The sequence below is a fragment of the Shewanella sp. SM74 genome (assembly GCF_025653725.1).
Taxonomy (GTDB): Bacteria; Pseudomonadota; Gammaproteobacteria; order Enterobacterales; family Shewanellaceae; genus Shewanella; species Shewanella oncorhynchi.
On sequence record NZ_JAKKRZ010000011.1, the window covers coordinates 139,399 to 161,880 of the forward strand.

The window sequence follows — 22,482 nt, forward strand, 5'->3', positions numbered from 1 at the left end:
TCTTGAGATTATTGGTCGTTAATCAGCCATTGAAGGTAAACAGATGCTAGGCCTGTGTTTAGGCCTAGCGGGCACGCTGTGGACCCAAGTGCCCACAGACAACTTCGCCTTGGCATGGAACCATAGCATAGAAAAAATTCGCTGGGAGGAAGACTATAACGTCACCCCACAAGGATTAGTGTTGGTCGAAGCAAGAGTGAAAGGTACGGGTGCTGGAATGGAAATCCCAGATGATGCCTATCTTAAAAATGGCAGCTGGCATTATCAGCCCAAGCTACCCATTTTACCTGTGTTGCGCTTAGGTCGCACGCCCGAAGCAGGGGATTTTGAACTTTGCTTCACTCAAATCTCAGGAAAAGTGCAATGCCAAGCCATGAGTCATTGGATTGGCGTACCCAACAAACAAACAGCCGCGGTTGAACTATGGGGTTGCAACTCTTTGCCTTAAGTGCGTTTATCCATATATTTACGCTCAATTTCTATTAGGCGCTGATTAAAATCCTCAAGGTGTGCAAACATTTCGGCCTCAGCTTTCGCCCCATCTTTTGCGATAACCGCTTCGACAATGACATCATGCAAGCCTAAAGGATGAATTTCATCAGTCGGCGGCTGAAACTTAGTCGTTTGATTACTTAATAAAACCAACAAGGATTTTACGATCGCTTCTAAAAAGCGATTTCCAGACATTTCAGCGAGCAAATAATGTACTTGAGATCGCAATATGACAGTTTCGGGATAAGCCAATGAGTCACTTTCATGGCTATTCGCCTCTTGCAAAGCTTTAGCTTGCTCTGGAGTGCAATTTTTAGCAGCCATTCTAGCCACTTGCGGTTCAATCAGCATGCGTGCTTGACACAGTTCAGGAAGGGAAAGTTTCCCCATTAGAAATAAATCTTGGCAAGCATCACTTAAACGTTCAAAGGTTAAGTGCTTAACAAATGCGCCACCTGTTGCACCTTGGCGAATCTCCACTAATCCACCCGCTTCGAGGCTTTTGATCGCCTCTCTCACCACAGTGCGACTAACTTGAAATAATTCTATTAATTCGCGCTCAGAGGGTAATTTATCGCCAGCCTTATATTCGCCATCTAAAATAGCATTTTTCAGTTGCTGCCCGACTTCACTCGATGCTCTTATCTGCTTAATTGGCTTGAAGATATGCACTTGATTATCCCAAATATGCTTAGTGTCGCCATACTAGCATAAAACCGCATTAACGCAGAAAAAGTACTCTCATCTTTCCTACATTAGTGATTAAAAAACATTCACATTTGTTGATCCAAGTAACATCTGTGCGAATTTCGTAACTAGTTTCTCATATTCATCCTAACTTCGTTGTCGACATTAGTCATACGTCATACATTTAACCTAAGAATGTTAAACATAATTTCTTTAACTAGCTCAGACAATTCTGATCAGGGCTTACTAATAATAGGGAAGATGATGATGAAAAAATCTTATTTATCTTTGCTTGTGCTATCTACGCTAGCGATTCCTGCTACAGCAGATACCAGCATTGATCAAATGTTTAGCCAAGGTACGTTAAAAGGGGAATTACGCTTATTCGATTTTACCCGTGACTTTGATAATACGACGAACACTAAACACGATACGTCATTTGGCGGACTGTTTTATTACAATACCGCAAAAGTGAATGGCCTCAGTTTTGGGACCAGCTTCGCATCTGCAAATCCCATTTGGACCAATGATTCAGATGATGTCTACGGCCTAGTTGCTCGCGATGCCGCTGGCGACCATGACAGCGTCAACCGTTTACAGGAGTATTTTGTCCAAGGTAATTGGTGGGATACTCAATTCAAATTAGGTGCACAAGAACTGCGCACACCAATGATGAATCCCCATGACATTCGTGCGATCCCACGAACTTTTCGCGGCTTTTCAGCAGAAAATAAGAGTGTTGACAATCTAACGTTATCAGCACTCTATATTACAGATTCCATGGGGTGGTCTGATAATAGCTTCGTATCCGTAAAAGAGGCGGTACAAAGCGAATTAGCAAGAGCGGGTATTGTGGCAGATGTTGCCGATAACCCAGTTTATGCCCTAGGTGCTAAATATCAATTGCCCTTTAAGACAGTCCAAACTGAAGCCCATCTTTGGCACTACAGCATGGAAGATGTTTTCAATCAAACCTATGCCAAAGTGAAATTAGCCGCTGATGTTGGTCCAACGAATTTGTACTTAACACCTTCCTATTTAACTCAACAGGCAATAGGTGAAGAAACCGGCGGCCCACTCGATACCTATCAATATGGCTTCCATCTAGGCGCCAAATTGGCGGGGGCAGATCTCACTTATATGTACGCCAAAACCGGGGATGACACAGTGCTGACCCCATGGGGCGATGAAAAAGTGGTCATTCAACAGGTATATCAATCTGCACGGGCGAATGAAGAGGTCAACGCGTTAAAGCTGGCCTATGACTTTGAAAAATTAGGGGCGAGTGGATTAGAAGCCTATGCCTTTTATGGGCAGTACGATGTGCCAGAGGGGACTGCGTCAGATTTTAATGAAACAAACTTTTCAATCGCCTATAAATTTTCAGGCATGTTATCGGGCCTAGGTCTTAAGGCGCGTTATGCCATGGTCGATTTTGATCAAGCCGAAGATCTTGACGATCTGCGTTTATATGTCACTTATAAATTTGCCTTAGGTAAATAGTTCATCCGTTTTAACTCCCCTGCACCAAAACTTATATGGGTGTATCAGCCTTGTTCGATACACCCAATTTTTGTACCGCAAAATTACCCATACCCAACTAAAAGTTGCGGTAAACACTTTGACTTAAGGATTGAGATTAAATGGAAACAAAGAATTTCTTACTTATTCCAGCCGTTGCTATGTCATGTTTTTTATTTAGCGGATGTGGAAATAACGATAACGCCGAAACCCCATTACCACAGTTAGCCTCGGCCACACCCGCCACACTGAATCTATGTAGTGAAATTGCTTCACAATATAATTTCAAAAATACTGTGATAACGAACTCACAAATTATTGCGGCTGGCAATGTTGAATATAGCGCTACTGAACGTTACCGAGCACCAGAACATTGTTTAGTGACTGGTTATATGAATGAAAGGATGGATGGGAACTGGCATTGCGGGAGAAACCCGCTATGCGATCGGCTTTGAAATGCGTTTACCCACTAACTGGAATGGTCGATTCTATTATCAAGCCAATGGCGGCCTCGACGGTTCGGTCGCTAAGGCGGTTGGCCGCTTAGTGTTTTCCGCAGGCCCAGATTCTGCCGCCCTCAATGAAGGGTTCGCTGTGATAAGTTCTGATATGGGGCATCCAGCACCAACCCCTTTCTTTGGTTTAGATCCTCAAGCAAGGCTTGACTATGGTTACAATGCTGTGGCCGAGTTAACGCCAATGGCGAAAAATTTAATAGAAAAAGCATATGGTAAACAACCTGATAGATCATATTTTGCCGGTTGTTCTAACGGTGGTAGACACACTATGGTCGCGGCCAGTCGTTTTGCCGATATGTACGATGGCTTTCTAGTAGGCAACCCTGGATTTAACTTACCTAAAGCTGCAGTAGCGCAAATGTATGGTGTTCAAGAGTATTCAAAGCTGGTTGAATTTGATGGTCCTGATATTTTAGCCACACTACAAACCGCCATTACCCCTGAAGAATTCTCCCTCGTTTCCCAAAAAGTCCTCGAGCAGTGTGATGCCCTTGACGGCGTGAGCGATGGCATTATTACCGACACCTATTCCTGTCAAAAGACCTTTGACCTTGAACGTGATGTTCCAACCTGTTCAAGTGACAGAGATAATACCTGCTTAACAGCAGAGCAAAAGCAGGTACTCGGCAATATCATGGCAGGGCCCCATAACAGCAAGACAGGTGAAGCCATTTATACTGACTTCCCATACGATGCGGGTATCGGCGCATCTGGTTGGGCTTCCTGGGAATATAACATGGCGCTCAATCGAGACCCTGGTGCCGTTGGTTTTATTTTTAGTTCGCCACCAACCCCCTTTAATGGTGCAACTGAACAATCCAGTTTGGAATTTGTGCAATCATTTAGCATGGATGAGGATACTCAACGGATCTATGCCACGGATTCGATTTACTCCGAATCGGGTATAGACTTTATGACACCGCCCCAGCCAACGGATCTTTCGGTCATAAAAAATCGCGGCGCTAAGATGATGTTGTTCCATGGAACATCTGACCCCGTATTTTCAGCCAATGATACAGTGAACTGGTATAACGAATTAGCCGAGGCCAATGCTGGGCACGCAGAAACCTTCGCCCGTTTATTCCTTATCCCTGGGATGAATCATTGCGGCAGCGGTCCTACCACAGATAAATTTAACATGATCCGCGCATTGGTTGACTGGGTTGAAAAAGGAGTCGAACCCCAAAACATCACGGCTTCAGTCCGCCCTGAAAATGCCGAACTACCCAGTGATTGGTCAAAAAACAGAACGAGGATCCTCTGCCCATACCCCCAATTCGCAAAATACAATGGTATAGGTAATGTTGAAGATGCCACCAATTTTACCTGTGTATCGCCTAAATAATCCCTAGGGCATTAAAGCCCAAAGGCCACCTCAATATTGTTGAGGTGGCCTACCTCAAATCATGTTTATTTATAAATAGTCCCTATTTGTTAACTACTTAAACATGCATAAAATCAGACGCTCATATTTCCCGCGTCGCCAAACTTATTCATTCAATAAAGTCCTATATTAGATTGTTTTAAAAAGAATAATCACATTCATCGCTCAAAATGCCAGCATTTTGTGAAGCACTGCAAAGATGTAATTAATACCTCTTTTGGTTTATTGTCATATGTCATACATTTAAACGTATGTTGTTAATGAATGAGAATTTAATCACTTTCACACAACTGCACTTCTAGTTTTTAAGGCAAACAAATCACATACGGTTATGGCCAGATCCATTGTCGTTGCTAACGATGTCATATCGACCTTAGCAATGAGGACCCAAGGAGTATCAAAATGAGTAAAGAGCATTCACAGAAACCGAAAGAAATCGATCAATACACTGCTAGCGTGCTTCAGAATGGTATATCTCGAAGAAGTTTCCTAACTCGAGCTGCAGTGGGAAGTGGTGGCTTAGCCTTTGCAAGTCTTGGTATTGCTTCAGCGAGTGCTGCACCACTTCAAGTTGGCACTGAATATGGCGAAATTGGCGGCGCAACGCTCAATTTTCTACCTAAGCCAAAACCTATTGCTGATAAAGATATTGCAACAACCCAAACCTTTGATGTCGTCGTCGTCGGTGCTGGAGCCTCTGGTGTGCCTGCGGCTCTATCCGCCAGAGAAAGTGGTGCAACCGTTGCGTGTTTACAAAAGCAAGCCATTCCAGTCTCTCAAGGAAACACTGGTTCAGGGATTGACCTGAAAAACAGTGATAAATCAGCAATTGAAGCTTTAGTTAGCCGTTTAATGGCGGATAACGCGCACCGTTCACATCCCGGTCTTCTTAAGCAATGGGCTTACAATTCAGGTGAAGCTGTCACTTGGGTTATCGATAGAGTTAAACAAGGTGGCGGCCAGATTGTTGACCAAGGAACTAAAGTGCAGCACGGTATTCGCGGAATTGCTGATACTGATGACCGTTTAAATTTTATCACTTCTTTCTGCGGCCCTAAACCCTACACCACGGGTGATGCTATCCGCGCATTAGCTAAAACAGCGGAAAAAGCAGGCGTTAAGTTTTTCTTTAATACTCCTGCACAACAATTAATCCAGGATGAGTCAGGAAAAGTCATCGGCGTCATTGCTCAAACTCGTGATGGTAAGTACCACAAATACATGGCGAAGAAAGGTGTCATTCTGTCCTCTGGCGACTATCAAAATAACAAAGCCATGTGTGACTTCTTCATCCCCGAACTGAAAAACTTTGAACGTAAACAAATGGATCGTACCGGTGACGGTTTTGCTATGGCCTATTGGGCTGGCGGCGTTATTGAACCTGTTGGACATACCAAAATGTTGCACGACTTCGATGCCGGCCCGGCTTCCATGTGTGACATGCCATTCTTAGCGGTAAACCGTAAAGGTGAGCGCTTTGTGAATGAGAAGGTTGAGATGTCTCTAATGAATAACTACTTGAAAGATGAGCAGAATGCGGGGCATTACTCACAAGTATTTGATTCTGACTATATGACGCAAGCGAAGGATTGGCCTGGCCACCTCTATTCTCCTGAAGAGCTTAAAGTTTATATGCCTGAAGTTCCTGGTGAGAAAACAGGAGTATTTCCCTCTTTGATCAACACCCATTCAGCTAACACATTAGAAGAATTGGCTGTGAAGTTAGAGTGCGATCCAAAAACCTTTGTTGCCAGCGTTAACCGTTATAACGAGCTGTGCAAAAAAGGTAAAGATGAGGACTTCGGTAAACCTAGAAGCAAAATGGTACCAGTGCTCAAACCACCGTTTTACGGTATTCACCGTCGTATGCGTATTTCTACTTTATGTTCAGGAATTCTCGTTAACGACAACCACCAAGTACTTGATGCCGATGGTAAGGAAATTCCAGGTTTATTCATTGTTGGTAACCTAGGAGCAGGTTTCTACGGTGGCGTTGACTACCCATTAACGGTATTTGGCTTGTCTTTAGGTCGCTGCTACACCTTCGGCTATTTAGCTGGCAAATATGTAGCAAAGCTATAGAACACATAGTCATCAATAATGGATGCCTCACATTTTGGCATCCTGTGAAATGAATAATGGGATCAAACAATGAAAAACTTAACAATTATATTGGCTATTATTTTGGGTATTTTCGCTGGCAGCGCGTTCGCTAAAGAGAGTACTTTACTCGATCAAACTCATATGGCGAAAGGCCTTAAATGTGCAAGCTGCCATGGTGCAGAAGAACGACAAGCAGTCCCTATGCTCAAGTGTGTACAATGCCACAACACTAAGAAATTAGCGGAAAAAACGGCGGATGTAAAACCAACCAATCCCCATAAAAATCGCCACTTCGACACCGAAACTGATTGCAGTAAGTGCCACCATGTACACAAAAAATCTGAAAACTATTGTGTCAGTTGCCATCAACCATTTAATTTTGTAACTCCATAAGCTGATGACACTACGCTTAAAAAGCTAAAAAACAAAAAACCACCATTAAAGGTGGTTTTTTGTTCGAATAAGGCACTGTAATCAAATCTAAATTAAGTATTACTAAGATCAGCAGGCTTGGAACATTATTCCGACGACTGATAAAAACAATATCCATGCTTTCCTTGGTGTTTCACGCGATACATGGCGGCATCCGCGCGATCACAACTCTCGGCAAAACTATCACCATAGCCAAATATATCAATACCGATACTCAGGCCTACCTCTACTTCACAACCTTCTAGCAGGAATTTATCTCGATAAACATCGAGCAATGATTGTGCGAGCGCCCCTAAAGATTCACGATCAAATGACGGCAGTAATATCACAAACTCGTCACCCCCTAACCGTGCGATCTGCGCAAATTCACCTGCATGAGATACCAAAGTATGCGCAACGTGCATCAACAGGCTGTCACCAAACTTATGGCCGTGACGGTCATTTAACGCTTTAAAACCATCAAGGTCGATAAAAAATAACGCACCGTGAATACCTGATTGCGAGGATTCATCGAATACTTTGGCAATAGCTTGGCGATTCATTAAGTTGGTGAGTGGATCACTGTGGGCTAAACGGGCTAAATCTATTTCGTAGCGCTTTTCTTGAGTAATATCAATATGGCTGCCCATCATTCGCAGTGGTGTTCCATCAGCTAAGCGCTCGACAATACGCCCACGATCGGACACCCAGGTTATGCTGCCATCTTTGTGTAGCATTCTGTGAACTGCTTGATAGTAATCGGCTTGACCATTCACATGATCTTCAAAGGCTTTTATCACCCATTCTTTATCTTCGGGGTGTAATTTACTTTTCCAGATATCAACATGGGCAGCAAACTCTTCAGGACTAAACCCGAGCATTTCGCCCCAGCGCATGTTAAATATGGTTAAATTTCCGCTTGGAATATGCTGTTCCCATAGACATAAACCATTACCATCGAGGGCCGCAAAGAGTTTTTCTTCGGCACGATAATTCAACGCTGCTAAATGAGCGTTTTCACTTTTTAGCTGAGCGATCTCAGCCTGAAGTTGCGCAATTAACTCTGCTGCAGTATCCGAAGCCACGACAAATCTCTTTCCTTTAAGTGGGAAAATTGAGTCCAGTGTAAATCACCCTATGCCGAAGCAACATAGCGAGGAGTGCAAAAATGAGCCAGAATCATATTGGCTCAATTGAGCTTACACAGACTCTCGTAGTCCTGTCACGCTTAGTCGCGAGTCAGCACTTCGAGCAATTCGATCTCAAAGGTGAGATCAGAATTTGGTTTGATATGTGCCCCCACTTGGCGCTCGCCATAAGCTAAGTGAGCAGGGACTAACAACTTACGTTTGCCACCGACTTTCATCCCCACAATACCTTGATCCCAGCCTTTAATCACACGGCCAGTACCAATTACACATTGAAACGCTTGACCACGATCATAGGATGAATCGAATTGGGTACCATCCTGTAAAAAACCACGGTATTGGGTAGTGATCAGTGCGCCTTTTACCGCTTCTTTTCCTTCGCCCACTTGCAGATCGATTACTTCTAATTCAGTCATATCTTCATTCTCTTTTCTTTTCGCACTTAGGGCGTGATATTCAACTTTGCGCAGGATTTTATCACCGAAGAGCGGGCTTGTCGGCGCAATCTAAACATTTCTGCAGCTTGGTTCACTGCTTAATCCTTAATAATAAGGTCATCATGGGCGATAACATCATCACTCGCCCTTTAAATTACTGTCGGTTAGCCCAATATATAAGTCGTATAAACGTTTTATTTTGGAGCTTTGCCATGATTATTGCCTGCCCCCATTGCGATACGTTAAACCGCGTTCCCGATGAGCGTTTAAACCAACAACCCACTTGCGGTAAATGTAAGCTCAGTGTCTTTACGGCTGCGCCAATTGAACTCAATAGCGCAAACTTTGCCAACCATGCTAATAAATCAGAGCTTCCCCTTGTCGTTGACTTTTGGGCCAGCTGGTGTGGGCCCTGTAAAAGTTTTGCGCCCATATTTTCTGCAGCAGCTAAGACATGGGAGCCTCAATTTCGCTTCGGTAAAATCAATACTGAAGAACAGCAAGCCCTCGCGGCTCAATTTAATATTCGATCTATTCCAACCTTAATGATTTTTAAACAAGGCCACATACTCGCCCAGCAAGCCGGAGCTTTGCCCTCCTCAGCGTTAAACCAATGGTTAAATGCCTATAAATAAGAGGATTGAGCTAAGATACAAACGCTCAGCCGAGCTAATTTGTAAAGGTAACGAAAATTGAAAAAAGCAATGTTCTTACTGGGCGCAGTGCTCTTGCTAGTGGTGACAGGATGGGGTTTACAACAACATCTCACAATTGATACTTGTCTCGACAAGGGAGGGACTTGGAACGATGACACTAAGCAATGCATTCGTCCATTCGAACAAGGGATAGCCTTTACTCGCAGTGATCATAATTCTGCCGAGCCGCAGACAGCTTATGTTTATCTTTCAGAGAATTTACAGCAAGCAGAAGTGTTTTTTGCCATGACAGATAAGCCTATTATTTTACAAGCCGTTAATGTCACTGAAGGCGATACCGCTCCCGTATTATATAAAAATGACATTGAACAGATTGATATCATCAACGTAAAAGAAATCTTTTATCTACGTTATCAACATCAAGCAATTTATAGCGCAAATACTTTTAGTCGCAACTTAACCTCAGATTAAGTGCAAAACATAAGCATAGAGTAAACTTCGAAACACTAAGCCCAAAAACTCGGTACGACGACTCTGCTAGGAAAAATGCGTATCCGCCCTATGCTCTTCATAAGGCGAATACTATTCTAGCGGCAACGTTGAAACACAAAGTTGCCATGAAATATATCAGTGTTAAATATCCCAGAAGGTATGGGCGATAATACCCAAGACTATCATACTGATAAAGTTGATGATCATACCCACTCGCACCATTTCCGATTGCTTGATATGGCCAGAACCATAAACAATAGCATTGGGCGGTGTCGCCACCGGCAACATAAAGGCGCAAGAAGCTGCAATACCAATCAGCACAGATAACATTACAGGCGATATGCCTAATGCCTCAGCAATCGCAGCAAATACAGGCACTAATAGTGCAGCGCTGGCGGTGTTACTGGCAAATTCAGTCAACATCACCACAAAAGCAATCACAGCAAAGACGAACAACGACATGTGAGTGCTACCGAAAATATCTGTCATCCAGTGAGCTAAAAATACGCTGGTGCCAGTGGTTTTTAGTACTGCGCTCAGTGTTAAACCACCACCAAACAATATGAGTACACCCCAATCTGTGGTCGATTCAATTTTCTTCCAGCCGACCAAACCTAAGCCCGAGAGTAAAACGACGGCACCTAAGGCGACTATGGTATCAAACTGAGTGATGCCACCTAATGCCTTAGCTAACGGTACACTGAAAATCCAGCAACATACGGTAGTCAGGAAGATAAGCAGAGTAAATTTCCCCTGAAATGTCAGCTTCTGAGCTTCAACATTCACATCGAATTTGGCAGAAAGATCAGGCTTAAAATACCAATACAAGGCAATCAACATCATAGGTAGCATGAGGATAACGGTTGGAATACCAAACTTCAGCCAATCACTAAAACTTAAGCCCACTTGAGCCGCAGCAATCGCATTCGGTGGGCTCCCCACTAAAGTACCGATACCGCCTATGTTGGCCGAATAGGCAATACCGAGCAGTAAGAATACATAGGTGCTGTGGTATTTTTCGCGGTCGAGCTGCTGCAAAATCCCGAGTGCCAATGGCAACATCATCGCCGTGGTCGCGGTATTGCTGATCCACATCGATAGCAGCGCAGTTACTCCAAACAGCATCAAACAGGCAATACTGAGTTTACCCTTAGAGGCTAGCAGCAGCTTTTGCGCTATGAGGGTATCAATCTTTTGATGATGCAAGGCCGCAGCCAATACGAAACCACCAAAGAATAAGTAAATGATGGGATTGGCAAAGTTACTCATTGCCTCCTTGGTTTCAAACACCCCAAAGAATACGGCGAGTATAGGAACGAGAATCGCAGTGATACTGATGTGAATCGCTTCGGTCAGCCAAAGAATCGCGGCAAAGAACAAAATGGCCAGCCCAGTATTCACCCCTTGTTCGAAAGGTAAACCGTAATAAAGTGCAAATAACAGCACAATATCAGCCACTAGGATCAGCATTTTTTTCTTATCGAGCCCCTCGCTGACGGGAGCTTTATTAGGTGGAGCAGTACTTGAATCTGTTAAAGACATGGTTACAACCTTAATACCATTTTATTTTGACGCAAATTTAGGGCATAGATCACACTTGGCAAAGCGGTTTATTTTGTAATTTTATCACTTGGCAACAACATTTATTGCTGAGCTAGCACGCACAAACGGCCGATTAGCGACAATAATCACCAAATTCTGATCGACACCTTTGTTTTAAAATTTCAAACGGACAAAGATCGAACAAAACCTTGCCCACGTTGTAATTTAATTAATGTTTAAAACTGAGACATAGATCACGCCACACTTTCTACCAAGGTGATAATCAACTAATTAATCATACCTTCTGATCATTGGTAGGATTAGGTATTATTCCCCAAATTTGGCACAAAATTGAATGTGTGTAGCGCTAAATCGAATCTAGGTATCGTTGAATGTGCACTAAAACTGCGACGCAGTGAACAGCAAGCGAACAACACAAACGTATTGCAACAAAGCAACATAGAAAACCCAATATCTACATGAATCGTAAACACAAATATTATTCACCACCACAGTCAATCTAACTCACTTTACCCTGTCAGCGATCCAGCCTAAAGTCGCGACCGCAACCCCGCCAGCTGTATATTATTTGTCTGTTTTCGGAACCGCCCGTGGAAAAAATTGCCTTAACTCAGTCGGCTCAAAAGCCCAGCCTTTTCGTCCCCGTAGCAGGGTTAAGTTTGTTTGCTTTGGCATCAGGCTACTTAATGAGCTTAATCCCACTGTCGCTCACTTTTTTCGAACTCAGCACCTCACTTGCTCCATTACTGGCCAGTATTTTTTATTTAGGTTTATTACTGGGGGCGCCTTGTATTGCTCCTGTTGTTGCCCGTATCGGCCACAGTAAAGCCTTTATCCTTTTTTTGAATATCCTTCTTTGCAGCGTTGTCGCTATGATATTAATCCCCAAAAGTGGAGTCTGGTTAGCCTCTCGACTTATAGCGGGATTTGCGGTTGCAGGGATTTTTGTGGTGGTTGAATCATGGCTATTAATGGCCGATACCCAAAAGCAACGCGCTAAGCGGCTTGGACTTTATATGACAGCGCTTTATGGAGGCACTGCCTTAGGACAATTAGCCATTGATTATTTAGGTACAAAGGGCAATCTACCTTACCTAGTGATCATGGGATTATTAGCCGCGGCAAGTTTACCCGCGCTACTGGTAAAACGCGGTCAACCTCAGGTAAGCGAACAACAATCAATGTCATTGTCTGCGCTAAAAAACCTAAGTCAGCCTGCCATTATGGGATGTTTAGTCTCTGGATTATTGCTTGGCCCTATCTATGGTTTACTTCCCATCTATGTGGCACTGGATATGGGGCTTGATCAGCAAACAGGACAATTTATGGCCCTCATCATAGTGGGTGGCATGCTAGTACAACCTTTAGTCAGTTATTTATCTCCTCGAGTTAATAAAAGTGGCTTGATAGTAAGCTTTTGCCTACTGGGTGTCGCAGCATTATTGCTGCTCACTCAGCATTCAAATATGACGCTGATTATTGGATTTCTATTGCTTGGCGCAAGCGCTTTTGCCCTTTACCCGATTGCAATCAGCTTAGCTTGTGACGACTTGCCTGCTAGCCAAATTGTTTCAGCGACTCAAGTGATGCTGCTGAGCTATTCGGTGGGGTCAGTGATAGGCCCATTAGTTGCCAGCAGTTTTGGCCAAACGGAGTTCGGCTTACTCATTTATTTAGGCATATGCTGTATTCTGAGCAGTATTTACATTTTTGCTCAATTACTTATTAATACAAAGCCAAGTTTTTCCTCGCCTTAACAAGTCCCATAAAATACATTGCACAGCGACTCAATAAGCAGCCACTTAATAAACGACATGCTCATCGAGTGGCTCAAATAGAAAACATCTGCGGTCAAATCAACACAAAACGAACAGCAAGATGATCCACAAAGGTCATAACGTTAAAAATCAGTACGCTTAGTTTTAACATTCAGACAGGGCAGTTGCTTATCCTCCCTAAGTCGCGATAATGCAGCTTACTTAAACACCTGTGCTGATTGTTTTTCCTGAGATTTAACTATGCGCCTCGATAAATTCCTCTGTAAAAGCACAGATCTTGATCGCAAAGCCGCAAGAGTCACCATTCTTAACGGCTCAATCACAGTCAATGGCGCTATCGCGACAAACTGCGCGATGCAAGTACATGAAAATAATACTGTCAGCCTTAATGGAAAGCCGCTAGCGCCACGCCCATCTCGCTATATCATGTTGCACAAACCTGCTAATACCTTGTGCTCAAATGTGGATGGAGCCTACCCTTCGCTATTTCATCTGCTCGATATCGAACGTGCATTTGACCTGCACATCGTTGGCCGCCTAGATGCTGATACCACAGGCTTAGTGCTACTGACTGATAATGGCCGCTGGTCGTTTAATATTATCTCGCCTCAATATCAGTGCGAAAAAGTCTATCGTGTCCAACTGCGAGATCCACTCGACAGCGAAGCGACTGCAGCCATAGCCGCAAAGTTTGCCGCAGGGCTAAATCTACAGGGCGAAACCGCCCTCACTCTGCCAGCAACACTGCAGCAAGTGGATGAAAAAACCGTGCTACTCACGCTCACCGAAGGCAAGTTTCATCAAGTCAAAAGGATGTTTGCCGCCGTGGGCAATAAAGTGGTTGCCCTACACAGGGCGCAAATTGGGGCAGTGGCTTTAGATATCGATGTAGGGAAATGGCGCAACTTAACCTTGGCGGAGATAAGCTCCTTCACATCCTAATTGATTAACAAGGCTGAAGCAGACAGGCCGCCTACGTTTATCGACGGTAAAAAAGCAAACAAATACTGATAGGTTTGCAAATCAATCCCATAAAAAATCCCAGTGTTAGCAACAACACTGGGATGTTTATGTGTTTGATACTGCTTAGCGGAATATGAATCGACTAAGAACAGCAATCGTTGCGGCGAACCCAGCTTCTTGGGATCTTCTCAAAAACCACTTTTGCCATGAGTAACGCCAGCACTATGCCAGAGGTTGCCACTAACCATTGAGGTAACATTTGGTGCTCTTCACCAATTTGTGGCATCACCACAAAACCAAAGGTATTAACCAGATAATTGACCAACATACCGGCCACTAAGGCCACGCCAATCACACCGCCAAGATAGCCCCACAGCGCACGTTTACCTAGCTCTTTAGCCACTATGCCTAAAGTCGCGATATTGGTTGCCGGACCTGCCATCATAAACACGAGTACAGCACCCGGTGACACTCCCGCCAGTAATAATCCAGCGGCAATCGGTGTCGATGCGGTCGCGCAAATATACATAGGCACAGAAACGAGCACCATCACTAGCATAGCCAGAATGCCATCGCCCCATTTAGCCAAAAAGTCAGCCGGCACATAGGTTTGTACCAGAGCTGCGAAAAATAAGCCCACCAGCAGCCACAGCGTAGTATCACGCACTAAATCCGTTGCCGCATATTTAAGGCCAATTCCGATACGACTGAGTACCGATTGCGACTTAAATTCAGTCGCCATATCTTGAGTAGAGGCACAGCAGCTATCGCCTGCAGTGTTAGTACTCACCTGCTCTGCATCCTTAGCACTGCTGCCGCAGCAGGCGCCTTTTTTCACCACCACTATTTTTTCAGGCTCTGTGGTTTGACTGCCACAACATGACCCCACGCTTTCTGCTTTAGCAGCGTTAACCTTAACCACAGAACCCATAGTTTGAGCAGATCCCATGGTTTGACCGCCAACAGCCATAACACTTGAAGAACCTGCCATTAAGCTCTGCGCCGCCATAGGCGTCATTTTGATCTTCGGCTTTGGCTCGGCTGCAGGCGCATCAACATTGTCATTACCACAGCAGGAAGACTTTACGGGCGTTATCGCAGGCGTAGTCGATGAGCAGCAGCTTTTAACCGCTTCGGCTTTTACCATCTCTGGCTGAGCCACTGATTTTGAGGCGCAGCAAGACGCCTCACCCTCTAATGGCTTATCTGATTGAGTTTCTACCTTAACCACTGACTTGCCATCGTCATCATCACGGCCAACGAGTAAGCCCGCCACAATCGCACTGGTAATCGCTGCTATCGGTCTGACGATCGCCATAAAGGGGCCGAGTAACACATAAGAAACCGCGATGGAATCGACGCCCGTTTCAGGGGTTGAGACTAAAAAGGAGGTGGTGGCCGCTTTAGAAGCACCCGAGCGACGCAGCCCTACGGCGGCGGGGATCACTCCGCAGGAACACAAAGGTAAAGGTGCGCCAAGCAGCGCCGCTTTCACTACGGTTTTAAAACCGTGACCACCGAGCTGCTTTTGCATCCACGCCATTGGCACGAATACTTTTAATAGCCCAGCTAAAATCAGGCCCAGTAACAACCAAGGCGCCGAGTCTAAAAACAGATCAATAAAATTCTTCAGTAACATAATTAATTCCCTGACTCTTCATAAATGGCTTTGCCGTGATGATTCTGGTGCGTTTGGTACTGATTTACATTATGAGAATGATGCTCAACGCGTACCCGCTCAGTGCTGGACTCCAACGCCTCTAAAATAGAGCAATGTTCGGCGCTACGTGGCCCACCACAACAGGCATCAGACAAGCTTTGTAAACTCGCTTGAAAATGATTCAGCTCAGCAATTTTTGCCTGTACTTGAGCCAATTTACAATCAACCATGCCTTTTACATCGGCACAGACTCGGTTAGATTTATCGAGTTCAATCGACAGCAATTCACTGATTTCATTGAGGGTAAAACCCACAGCTTTCGCCCGTAAAATAAAGCGTAATCGCGCAGCATCGGCCTCGGTATATACTCGATAGCCAGACTCAGTACGGCTCGAAGGCGCGAGTAGGCCGTGCTTCTCGTAGAATCTTAACGTGTCGGCTTTCACCTCACATAAATCCGCCAATTCACCAATACGATACATGTCTTCATCCTTTGCGAAATAGTCCACAACTCAGGGATCATTTCCAGCATACAACTCAATAATGCAAGTATAAACCTTGGAGCCTACTCCAAGGTCAAGAGGTAATTTTAACTTTACTGAAAGCCAACACGGCAATGCCGCTTTGTTCTGATATGAATATTGTGAAATCACGCAGAAAAAACACCCGTAAATCGAGTTTTACGCTAGAATACGCGCGCTGTGACGAAGGGATAAAAAGTTAGCTAATAAAGTAAAAATAGGACCAAGGGACTTTTGGAAAGCAGTACAACGTTAAGGCTGTTCTGTTTTCCGAAAGATCCTTGAAACTAAAATAACTGGACCCTGTACCCAAATGACTGCTGCAAATAATGCCAGACCCATTCGTCGCGCGCTGTTAAGCGTTTCAGATAAAACCGGAATTCTCGAGTTCGCCAAAGCACTTCACGCCCAAGGTGTAGAATTGTTATCAACTGGCGGCACCGCTCGCTTGTTAGCGGATAACGGCGTGCCTGTTATCGAAGTATCTGATTACACAGGACACCCTGAGATCATGGACGGTCGCGTTAAGACGCTGCACCCTAAAGTGCACGGCGGCATTTTGGCGCGCCGCGGTCTTGATGAAAGCGTGATGGCCGATAACAATATCAATGCCATCGATCTAGTTGCGGTTAACCTTTATCCCTTCGCTGAAACTGTGGCTAAAGCCGGTTGTACCTTAGAAGACGCTATCGAAAATATCGATATTGGCGGCCCAACTATGGTGCGCGCGGCGGCAAAAAACCACAAAGACGTTACCATAGTCGTTAATGCGGCCGATTACGATCGCGTACTTGCAGAAATGACGGCTAACAATGGCAGCACGACCCATGCGACGCGTTTCGACTTAGCGATTGCGGCCTTTGAGCACACTGCGGGTTACGATGGCATGATCGCCAACTACTTCGGTACTATGGTTCCTGCACACAGCACGGACGAATGCTTTGCTGATTCTAAGTTCCCACGCACGTTCAACACCCAATTAGTGAAGAAACAAGACTTACGCTATGGCGAAAACAGCCATCAAGCGGCGGCTTTCTATGTTGACACTAAAATTGATGAAGCTTCTGTGGCTACCGCGATTCAGTTGCAAGGCAAAGCCTTGTCTTACAACAACATTGCCGATACCGATGCCGCCCTTGAGTGCGTAAAAGAATTCTTGGAACCCGCCTGTGTTATCGTTAAACACGCTAACCCCTGTGGTGTGGCATTAGGTAAAGACTTACTCGATGCCTATAACCGCGCTTATCAAACTGACCCAACCTCAGCCTTCGGTGGCATTATCGCCTTCAACGGCGAATTAGATGCGGCGACGGCGAGTGCGATCGTTGAGCGTCAATTCGTTGAAGTGATTATCGCCCCAAGCGTTAGCCAAGCGGCGCGCGATGTGGTTGCCAAGAAGACCAACGTGCGTTTATTGGAATGTGGTCAGTGGAACACTAAGACCCAAACCTTAGACTACAAACGTGTTAACGGCGGCTTGTTAGTGCAAGATCGTGACCAAGGCATGGTCGGTTTAGAAGACATCAAAGTGGTTTCTAAACGTCAACCGACTGCAAGCGAACTGAAAGACTTAATGTTCTGCTGGAAAGTGGCGAAATTCGTTAAATCTAACGCTATCGTTTATGCCAAAGACGGCATGACTATCGGTGTCGGCGCTGGCCAAATGAGCCGCGTTTACAGCGCTAAAATCGCCGGCATCAAGGCCGCAGATGAAGGCTTAGAAGTGGTGAACTCTGTAATGGCATCCGATGCTTTCTTCCCCTTCCGTGACGGTATCGATGCCGCAGCGGCTGCGGGCATTAGCTGCATCATCCAACCGGGTGGCTCAATGCGCGATGCTGAAATCATCGCAGCAGCAGACGAGCACGGCATGGCCATGGTGATGACAGGCATGCGCCACTTCCGTCATTGATAACAACTTAAATCAAACTTGGCCCTAGCGATTAGGGCCTTTTCCTTTGCGATGTGTGGGAGTTTTAACCATGAAAGTGTTAATCATTGGTGGCGGCGGCCGCGAACATGCCCTAGCTTGGAAAGCCGCTCAATCGGCTCAAGTTGTTACCGTTTATGTAGCACCCGGTAATGCGGGCACAGCCCTAGAACCTAATGTTGAAAATCTGGCGATCAGCGCCACCGACATCCCTGCTCTGCTCGATTTTGCGAAAACTAATAAGATTGAACTGACCATAGTCGGCCCAGAAGCACCACTCGTTATCGGTGTCGTCGATGCCTTCAACGCCGCAGGTTTAGCGATTTTTGGCCCAACTAAAGCCGCAGCCCAACTCGAAGGTTCAAAAGCCTTCACTAAAGACTTTTTAGCCCGCCACAATATTCCTACGGCGGGTTATAAAAACTGCACTGAAATCAGCGATGCCAAAGCTTTCGTGCGTGAATTAACGGCCACAACGGGTTATCCAGTGGTTATCAAAGCCGACGGTTTAGCCGCCGGAAAAGGCGTGATCATCGCCCAAAACCAAGCCGAAGCCGATGCCGCAATTGATGACATGCTCGCCGGTAACAAGTTTGGCGAAGCGGGTTCGCGCGTAGTGATTGAAGAGTTTCTCAAGGGCGAAGAAGCCAGCTTTATCGTGATGGTCGATGGTAAGAATATTCTACCAATGGCCACCAGCCAAGATCATAAAGCCCGTGATAACGGCGATTACGGCCCAAATACTGGCGGCATGGGCGCTTACTCGCCAGCACCTGTGGTAACCCAAGCGGTACACGATTGGACTGTGGCAAACGTGATTCGCCCGACGGTTGATGGAATGGCGGCAGAAGGCAATATCTATACAGGCTTTTTGTATGCGGGCTTGATGATATCACCCGATGGCAGCGCCAAAGTGCTCGAGTACAACTGCCGCTTTGGCGATCCAGAAACTCAGCCCATCATGATGCGGTTAAAGTCTGACTTAGTGGAACTCTGTTTAGCCGCCACCCGTGGCGAGTTAGATAAAGTGACCGCTGAATACGACGAGCGCGCAGCCGTGGGTGTGGTATTGGCTGCTGGCGGTTACCCAGATGAATATCGCAAATTTGATGTGATTGACGGTCTCAGCCTTGGCGATAACAATGGCAAAGTGTTCCATGCGGGCACTGAGATGAAAAACGGCCACGTCGTTACCAACGGCGGTCGCGTATTGTGTGCGACGGCACTGGGTAACACCGTCACCGAAGCGCAAAAAGCCGCCTATAAATTGGTTGATGAAATTCACTGGGATGATGTGTATTTCCGTACCGATATTGGTTATCGCGCAATCGCACGTGAACAGTAAGATTAATTAATATCTCTATTAAAAAACCGGCAAGAAGCCGGTTTTTTTGTGCCTGTTTTTTGACAAGCGTCAAATATAACGTCATGATTTTCAATAAAATTATATAATTAATTCTATTGAAAACAGGAGCAACAAGATACAATGTCAACCAAATGTTAAATACACAAAGATCAAGGACTCCCCATGAGGATTAGACTACTTTATGCCTCCATTGCCATACTGCTTAGCGGATGCGGTGGCGGCTCAGAAGATGCTGGCACGACAACACCACCCACTCAGCCGCCAGTCCAACCTCCCGCGCTGGTACAATACACCGCCAGCAGCCTATCGGTAATAGGTGGCGCACTGAGTCCAAGCAGCCAAAAAGTGGAGTCTGGCAAAAGCGCTATTTTTAGCATTACTGCCGATACCGGCTTTACGCTTGAGGGCATTACTGGCTGTGGTGGCACGCTCCAACGACTGCGGCGGTAATTACTTGAGCTGTAATGCTGCCGCCTTTGTTGACTCATTCAAAGCGGGTGCCGATTGGTATCGAGCCAATGCTGAAACCTTAGATAACCATGCTATCGATGTGTTTACCAAAGCAGACTTCCCCTTGATGAAGGCCGGACTGCTGCTCGCCGATAAGTATCGCAGCGAGATTGACTACCCCATAGCCTACAGCGAATACGCCCAGTGGCAGCAGGCCCTATTTGCCGATTGGACCGTCAGCTATGCCCGTAGCCATAACTTAGCCCAGCCAGATTTAGGTGAATATGTTACCGACAGAGCTAACCTCAGCAAGGGCAGCAATGCACACTACGCTTATCCTGCGACTGTCACAGAACGTAAAACTATTAGCGTGCCCTATGCAGGCCAATGGACGACCACGGGCTGGTATGCACTGCCAGGACAAACCATTAAACTGACTCGTCTCGATAGCAGCGCTGCAAATGTGGAGATCAAACTCAACTACCACAGACGTAATACTAACCGTGCCTATGAGCAGAAAATCTACCGCGGTCCATTGGAGTTGGCGCAGCAACGCCTACGCTTAGCTCAAGGACAAAGTCTTGAATTTTCTTCCCCCTACGGCGGGCCGATTTATCTGTATATCGATACTTCGAGTGCTGATGGCGGCGCGTTAAGTGTCGAAGTCAGCGCTGAGCATGTGGCTAAACATCCGACCATTATGGATTTTTCAAACCCTGCAGAAATAGCAGCCTTTAACGATCGCATCCAAAATACCGAATTACCCCATGTGGACTTACGTACCGATGGTGCCGAGCAGCATCTGCGTCGCGACCGCTTTTTAAACGCCATCGGCGGGGATGTGCCCGATGTAAACGCGCTACTCAAAAGTATTGTCGATGACCATATCAACAGCGTTTACACCCTTGCGGGGCTTAAGATCCAAGGCAAGAGCTTAAGTGAATCCTTACCTGCCGATGTACTAGCGGCCTGCAAAGGACTGTTTGGCGACGACTGTATCGATAATAGTCTGCATACCCGCACTATCATTCAACACGCGAATTATGACCAAAATGCCCAGTGCGGTGGAGGTTGTAGCGGTAACCCTTGGGACGCAGCATGGAATATCGACCCAACGGGTTGGGGTGATAACCATGAGTTAGGCCACAATCTGCAAACTAACCGTCTCAATGTGCAATATGCTGCGGCAAGTGATCATGATAACTGGGCAGGTTATAGCAGCCGCGCAGGGGAAAACTCCAACAATATCTTCCCCTATGTGCTGAAGTGGAAAACCCATTATCTGCGCGACGGCAATACAGGCACAGTGACCGATGGTCACATGAACCACAAGGATCTCTTTTATGTGTTTATGTCCGATGCTGCAGGTACAACAGACACCAGTGGTAAACGCCTAGTGCTTGGCGCCAATTGTAAGGTGCTCGATGTTGGTGAAGACAGGTACACTGCGCCTTGGGCCAGCAATGCTTATGCTGTCCATAACGGTTATCGCATGGCGTTTTACATCCAAATGGCGCTTAAGGCTCACGGCATGACGCTCAGTGACGGCACCACTCTGAACAATGGCTTTAATCTCTTTACCTTGCTGTATCAACACAGTCGTATTTTCGGTAAATATGCGAATAACGCCAGTGATTGGGAAGCGATTCGTAGCAAACTGGGCTTTGGCCAATTTCCGTTTGAAGGCAATAGTGTCTACGGTGGCAAAACGGTGAAAGATATTCCGGGCAACGACTTTATGCTGGTGTCTTTGAGTAAACTCACAGGCAAAGATTGGCGCAGCCATTTCGATATGTTAGGCCTGCACTACTCAAGCCTTGCGGCCGCGCAAACAGCCGCCAATGCCACATCAGGGGCTATCCCCATGGGCATGTATGAGTTAGAAACCGACTTGCCACCTGCCAATATGAGCCAAGGTTTAACCTTTGTGCCCCTGTCACTCACTGATGGCACTACACAGTGGAAAGGCGTGGGTTCGCCAACCCAGTGCACCAAACCATAAGTGTGCTAAACCTTAATCTCGCTAAGATCATAAACCTCGCTCTGGCGGGGTTTATGTTTGCCTGAAAATGTGATGTAAAGCACATACCTAGGTTCAGATGACGTGCACCATCTAGCTTCTTATATTTTTAACAATCATGAAATTAATGGGGTAAATATATGGGTTATTCGATAAAAGATCTTATTTATCAAGGTGAAAAATCAGGCGTGCATAACTGGCAAACCCTAGAAGGAGCCAGCTTTTACTGGCATCCAGATTGGTTTCATATTGCAGAGGATATGACGGGTCATAACGCGACTGTGACTATCGATATCGATGGGGACAAAGCGACTCAAAGTGAAGCTGAACAATCCATCATTAAGCATCTCAATAAGAGTGGCAAATAGCTTGTAGTGGCAAA

18 protein-coding genes and 1 pseudogene are annotated in these 22,482 nt (G+C 45.7%); 13 read left to right on the forward strand and 6 right to left on the reverse strand.

Features of this window, described 5'->3' with window-relative positions:
* Positions 1-43 precede the first annotated feature (43 nt).
* The gene (locus L5M49_RS13210; RefSeq protein ID WP_263266237.1) at positions 44-448 is read left to right on the forward strand and encodes a DUF1850 domain-containing protein; all 405 of its coding nucleotides are present in this window, start codon (positions 44-46) and stop codon (positions 446-448) included.
* Here the strand turns inward: L5M49_RS13210 and L5M49_RS13215 are convergent.
* A complete protein-coding gene (locus L5M49_RS13215) occupies positions 445-1,164 on the reverse strand; it encodes a FadR/GntR family transcriptional regulator (RefSeq protein ID WP_105250375.1) in 720 nt (239 codons plus the stop codon). The genes L5M49_RS13210 and L5M49_RS13215 overlap by 4 nt on opposite strands.
* A 279-nt stretch (positions 1,165-1,443) precedes the next feature.
* Here L5M49_RS13215 and L5M49_RS13220 point away from each other — a divergent pair, with 279 nt between their 5' ends.
* The 4 genes from L5M49_RS13220 to L5M49_RS13235 all read left to right on the forward strand — a co-directional run bounded on the left by L5M49_RS13220 (position 1,444) and on the right by L5M49_RS13235 (position 7,098).
* Positions 1,444-2,682 carry an OprD family porin gene (locus L5M49_RS13220; RefSeq protein WP_263266238.1) on the forward strand — a complete coding sequence of 413 codons (1,239 nt, stop codon included), beginning with the start codon at positions 1,444-1,446 and terminating at the stop codon, positions 2,680-2,682.
* Positions 2,683-3,096: 414 nt separating this feature from the next.
* Positions 3,097-4,563 (forward strand): tannase/feruloyl esterase family alpha/beta hydrolase, encoded by a 1,467-nt coding sequence (locus L5M49_RS13225; RefSeq protein WP_263266239.1) that lies wholly within the window; start codon positions 3,097-3,099, stop codon positions 4,561-4,563.
* A gap of 441 nt (positions 4,564-5,004) precedes the next feature.
* Positions 5,005-6,684, forward strand: coding sequence for an FAD-binding protein (locus tag L5M49_RS13230; protein WP_105250377.1), 1,680 nt, complete (start codon positions 5,005-5,007; stop codon positions 6,682-6,684).
* 69 nt (positions 6,685-6,753) lie between these two features.
* Positions 6,754-7,098 (forward strand): cytochrome c3 family protein, encoded by a 345-nt coding sequence (locus tag L5M49_RS13235; protein WP_105250378.1) that lies wholly within the window; start codon positions 6,754-6,756, stop codon positions 7,096-7,098.
* Positions 7,099-7,223: 125 nt separating this feature from the next.
* Here the strand turns inward: L5M49_RS13235 and L5M49_RS13240 are convergent, their stop codons facing one another.
* A complete protein-coding gene (locus tag L5M49_RS13240; RefSeq protein WP_219250988.1) occupies positions 7,224-8,201 on the reverse strand; it encodes a sensor domain-containing diguanylate cyclase in 978 nt (325 codons plus the stop codon).
* Between the two features lie 143 nt (positions 8,202-8,344).
* Complete coding sequence (locus L5M49_RS13245) at positions 8,345-8,680, reverse strand: FKBP-type peptidyl-prolyl cis-trans isomerase (RefSeq protein WP_263266240.1); 336 nt, start codon at positions 8,678-8,680, stop codon at positions 8,345-8,347.
* Between the two features lie 233 nt (positions 8,681-8,913).
* Between L5M49_RS13245 and trxC the strand changes: the two genes are divergently transcribed.
* Both trxC and L5M49_RS13255 read left to right on the forward strand, forming a co-directional pair.
* The gene (trxC, locus tag L5M49_RS13250; RefSeq protein WP_113939239.1) at positions 8,914-9,336 is read left to right on the forward strand and encodes a thioredoxin TrxC; all 423 of its coding nucleotides are present in this window, start codon (positions 8,914-8,916) and stop codon (positions 9,334-9,336) included.
* A gap of 57 nt (positions 9,337-9,393) precedes the next feature.
* Positions 9,394-9,828 (forward strand): hypothetical protein, encoded by a 435-nt coding sequence (locus L5M49_RS13255; protein ID WP_263257194.1) that lies wholly within the window; start codon positions 9,394-9,396, stop codon positions 9,826-9,828.
* A gap of 162 nt (positions 9,829-9,990) precedes the next feature.
* Here the strand turns inward: L5M49_RS13255 and L5M49_RS13260 are convergent, their stop codons facing one another.
* Positions 9,991-11,391 (reverse strand): DASS family sodium-coupled anion symporter, encoded by a 1,401-nt coding sequence (locus tag L5M49_RS13260; protein WP_168827785.1) that lies wholly within the window; start codon positions 11,389-11,391, stop codon positions 9,991-9,993.
* A 611-nt stretch (positions 11,392-12,002) separates the two neighbouring features.
* Between L5M49_RS13260 and L5M49_RS13265 the strand changes: the two genes are divergently transcribed.
* Together L5M49_RS13265 and L5M49_RS13270 are read left to right on the forward strand one after the other, a co-directional pair.
* On the forward strand, positions 12,003-13,169 hold the full coding sequence (locus L5M49_RS13265; RefSeq protein ID WP_173496227.1) for an MFS transporter: 1,167 nt from the start codon (positions 12,003-12,005) through the stop codon (positions 13,167-13,169).
* Positions 13,170-13,430: 261 nt separating this feature from the next.
* A complete protein-coding gene (locus L5M49_RS13270) occupies positions 13,431-14,132 on the forward strand; it encodes a pseudouridine synthase (protein ID WP_263266241.1) in 702 nt (233 codons plus the stop codon).
* A 163-nt stretch (positions 14,133-14,295) separates the two neighbouring features.
* Here L5M49_RS13270 and L5M49_RS13275 read toward each other — a convergent pair whose 3' ends face one another.
* Together L5M49_RS13275 and zntR are read right to left on the reverse strand one after the other, a co-directional pair.
* Complete coding sequence (locus L5M49_RS13275; protein WP_263266242.1) at positions 14,296-15,792, reverse strand: SO_0444 family Cu/Zn efflux transporter; 1,497 nt, start codon at positions 15,790-15,792, stop codon at positions 14,296-14,298.
* 2 nt (positions 15,793-15,794) lie between these two features.
* Complete coding sequence (gene zntR / locus L5M49_RS13280) at positions 15,795-16,295, reverse strand: Zn(2+)-responsive transcriptional regulator (protein ID WP_168827789.1); 501 nt, start codon at positions 16,293-16,295, stop codon at positions 15,795-15,797.
* 352 nt (positions 16,296-16,647) lie between these two features.
* Between zntR and purH the strand changes: the two genes are divergently transcribed.
* From purH to L5M49_RS13300, 4 genes and pseudogenes are all read left to right on the forward strand, one after another.
* Positions 16,648-18,246, forward strand: a complete 1,599-nt coding sequence (gene purH / locus L5M49_RS13285; protein ID WP_131524202.1) for a bifunctional phosphoribosylaminoimidazolecarboxamide formyltransferase/IMP cyclohydrolase — start codon at positions 16,648-16,650, stop codon at positions 18,244-18,246.
* Between the two features lie 70 nt (positions 18,247-18,316).
* On the forward strand, positions 18,317-19,609 hold the full coding sequence (gene purD, locus L5M49_RS13290; protein WP_131524201.1) for a phosphoribosylamine--glycine ligase: 1,293 nt from the start codon (positions 18,317-18,319) through the stop codon (positions 19,607-19,609).
* Between the two features lie 183 nt (positions 19,610-19,792).
* Positions 19,793-22,082: pseudogene (locus tag L5M49_RS13295) on the forward strand (ImpA family metalloprotease).
* A gap of 158 nt (positions 22,083-22,240) precedes the next feature.
* On the forward strand, positions 22,241-22,468 hold the full coding sequence (locus L5M49_RS13300) for a hypothetical protein (protein WP_105250390.1): 228 nt from the start codon (positions 22,241-22,243) through the stop codon (positions 22,466-22,468).
* Positions 22,469-22,482: the final 14 nt, after the last annotated feature.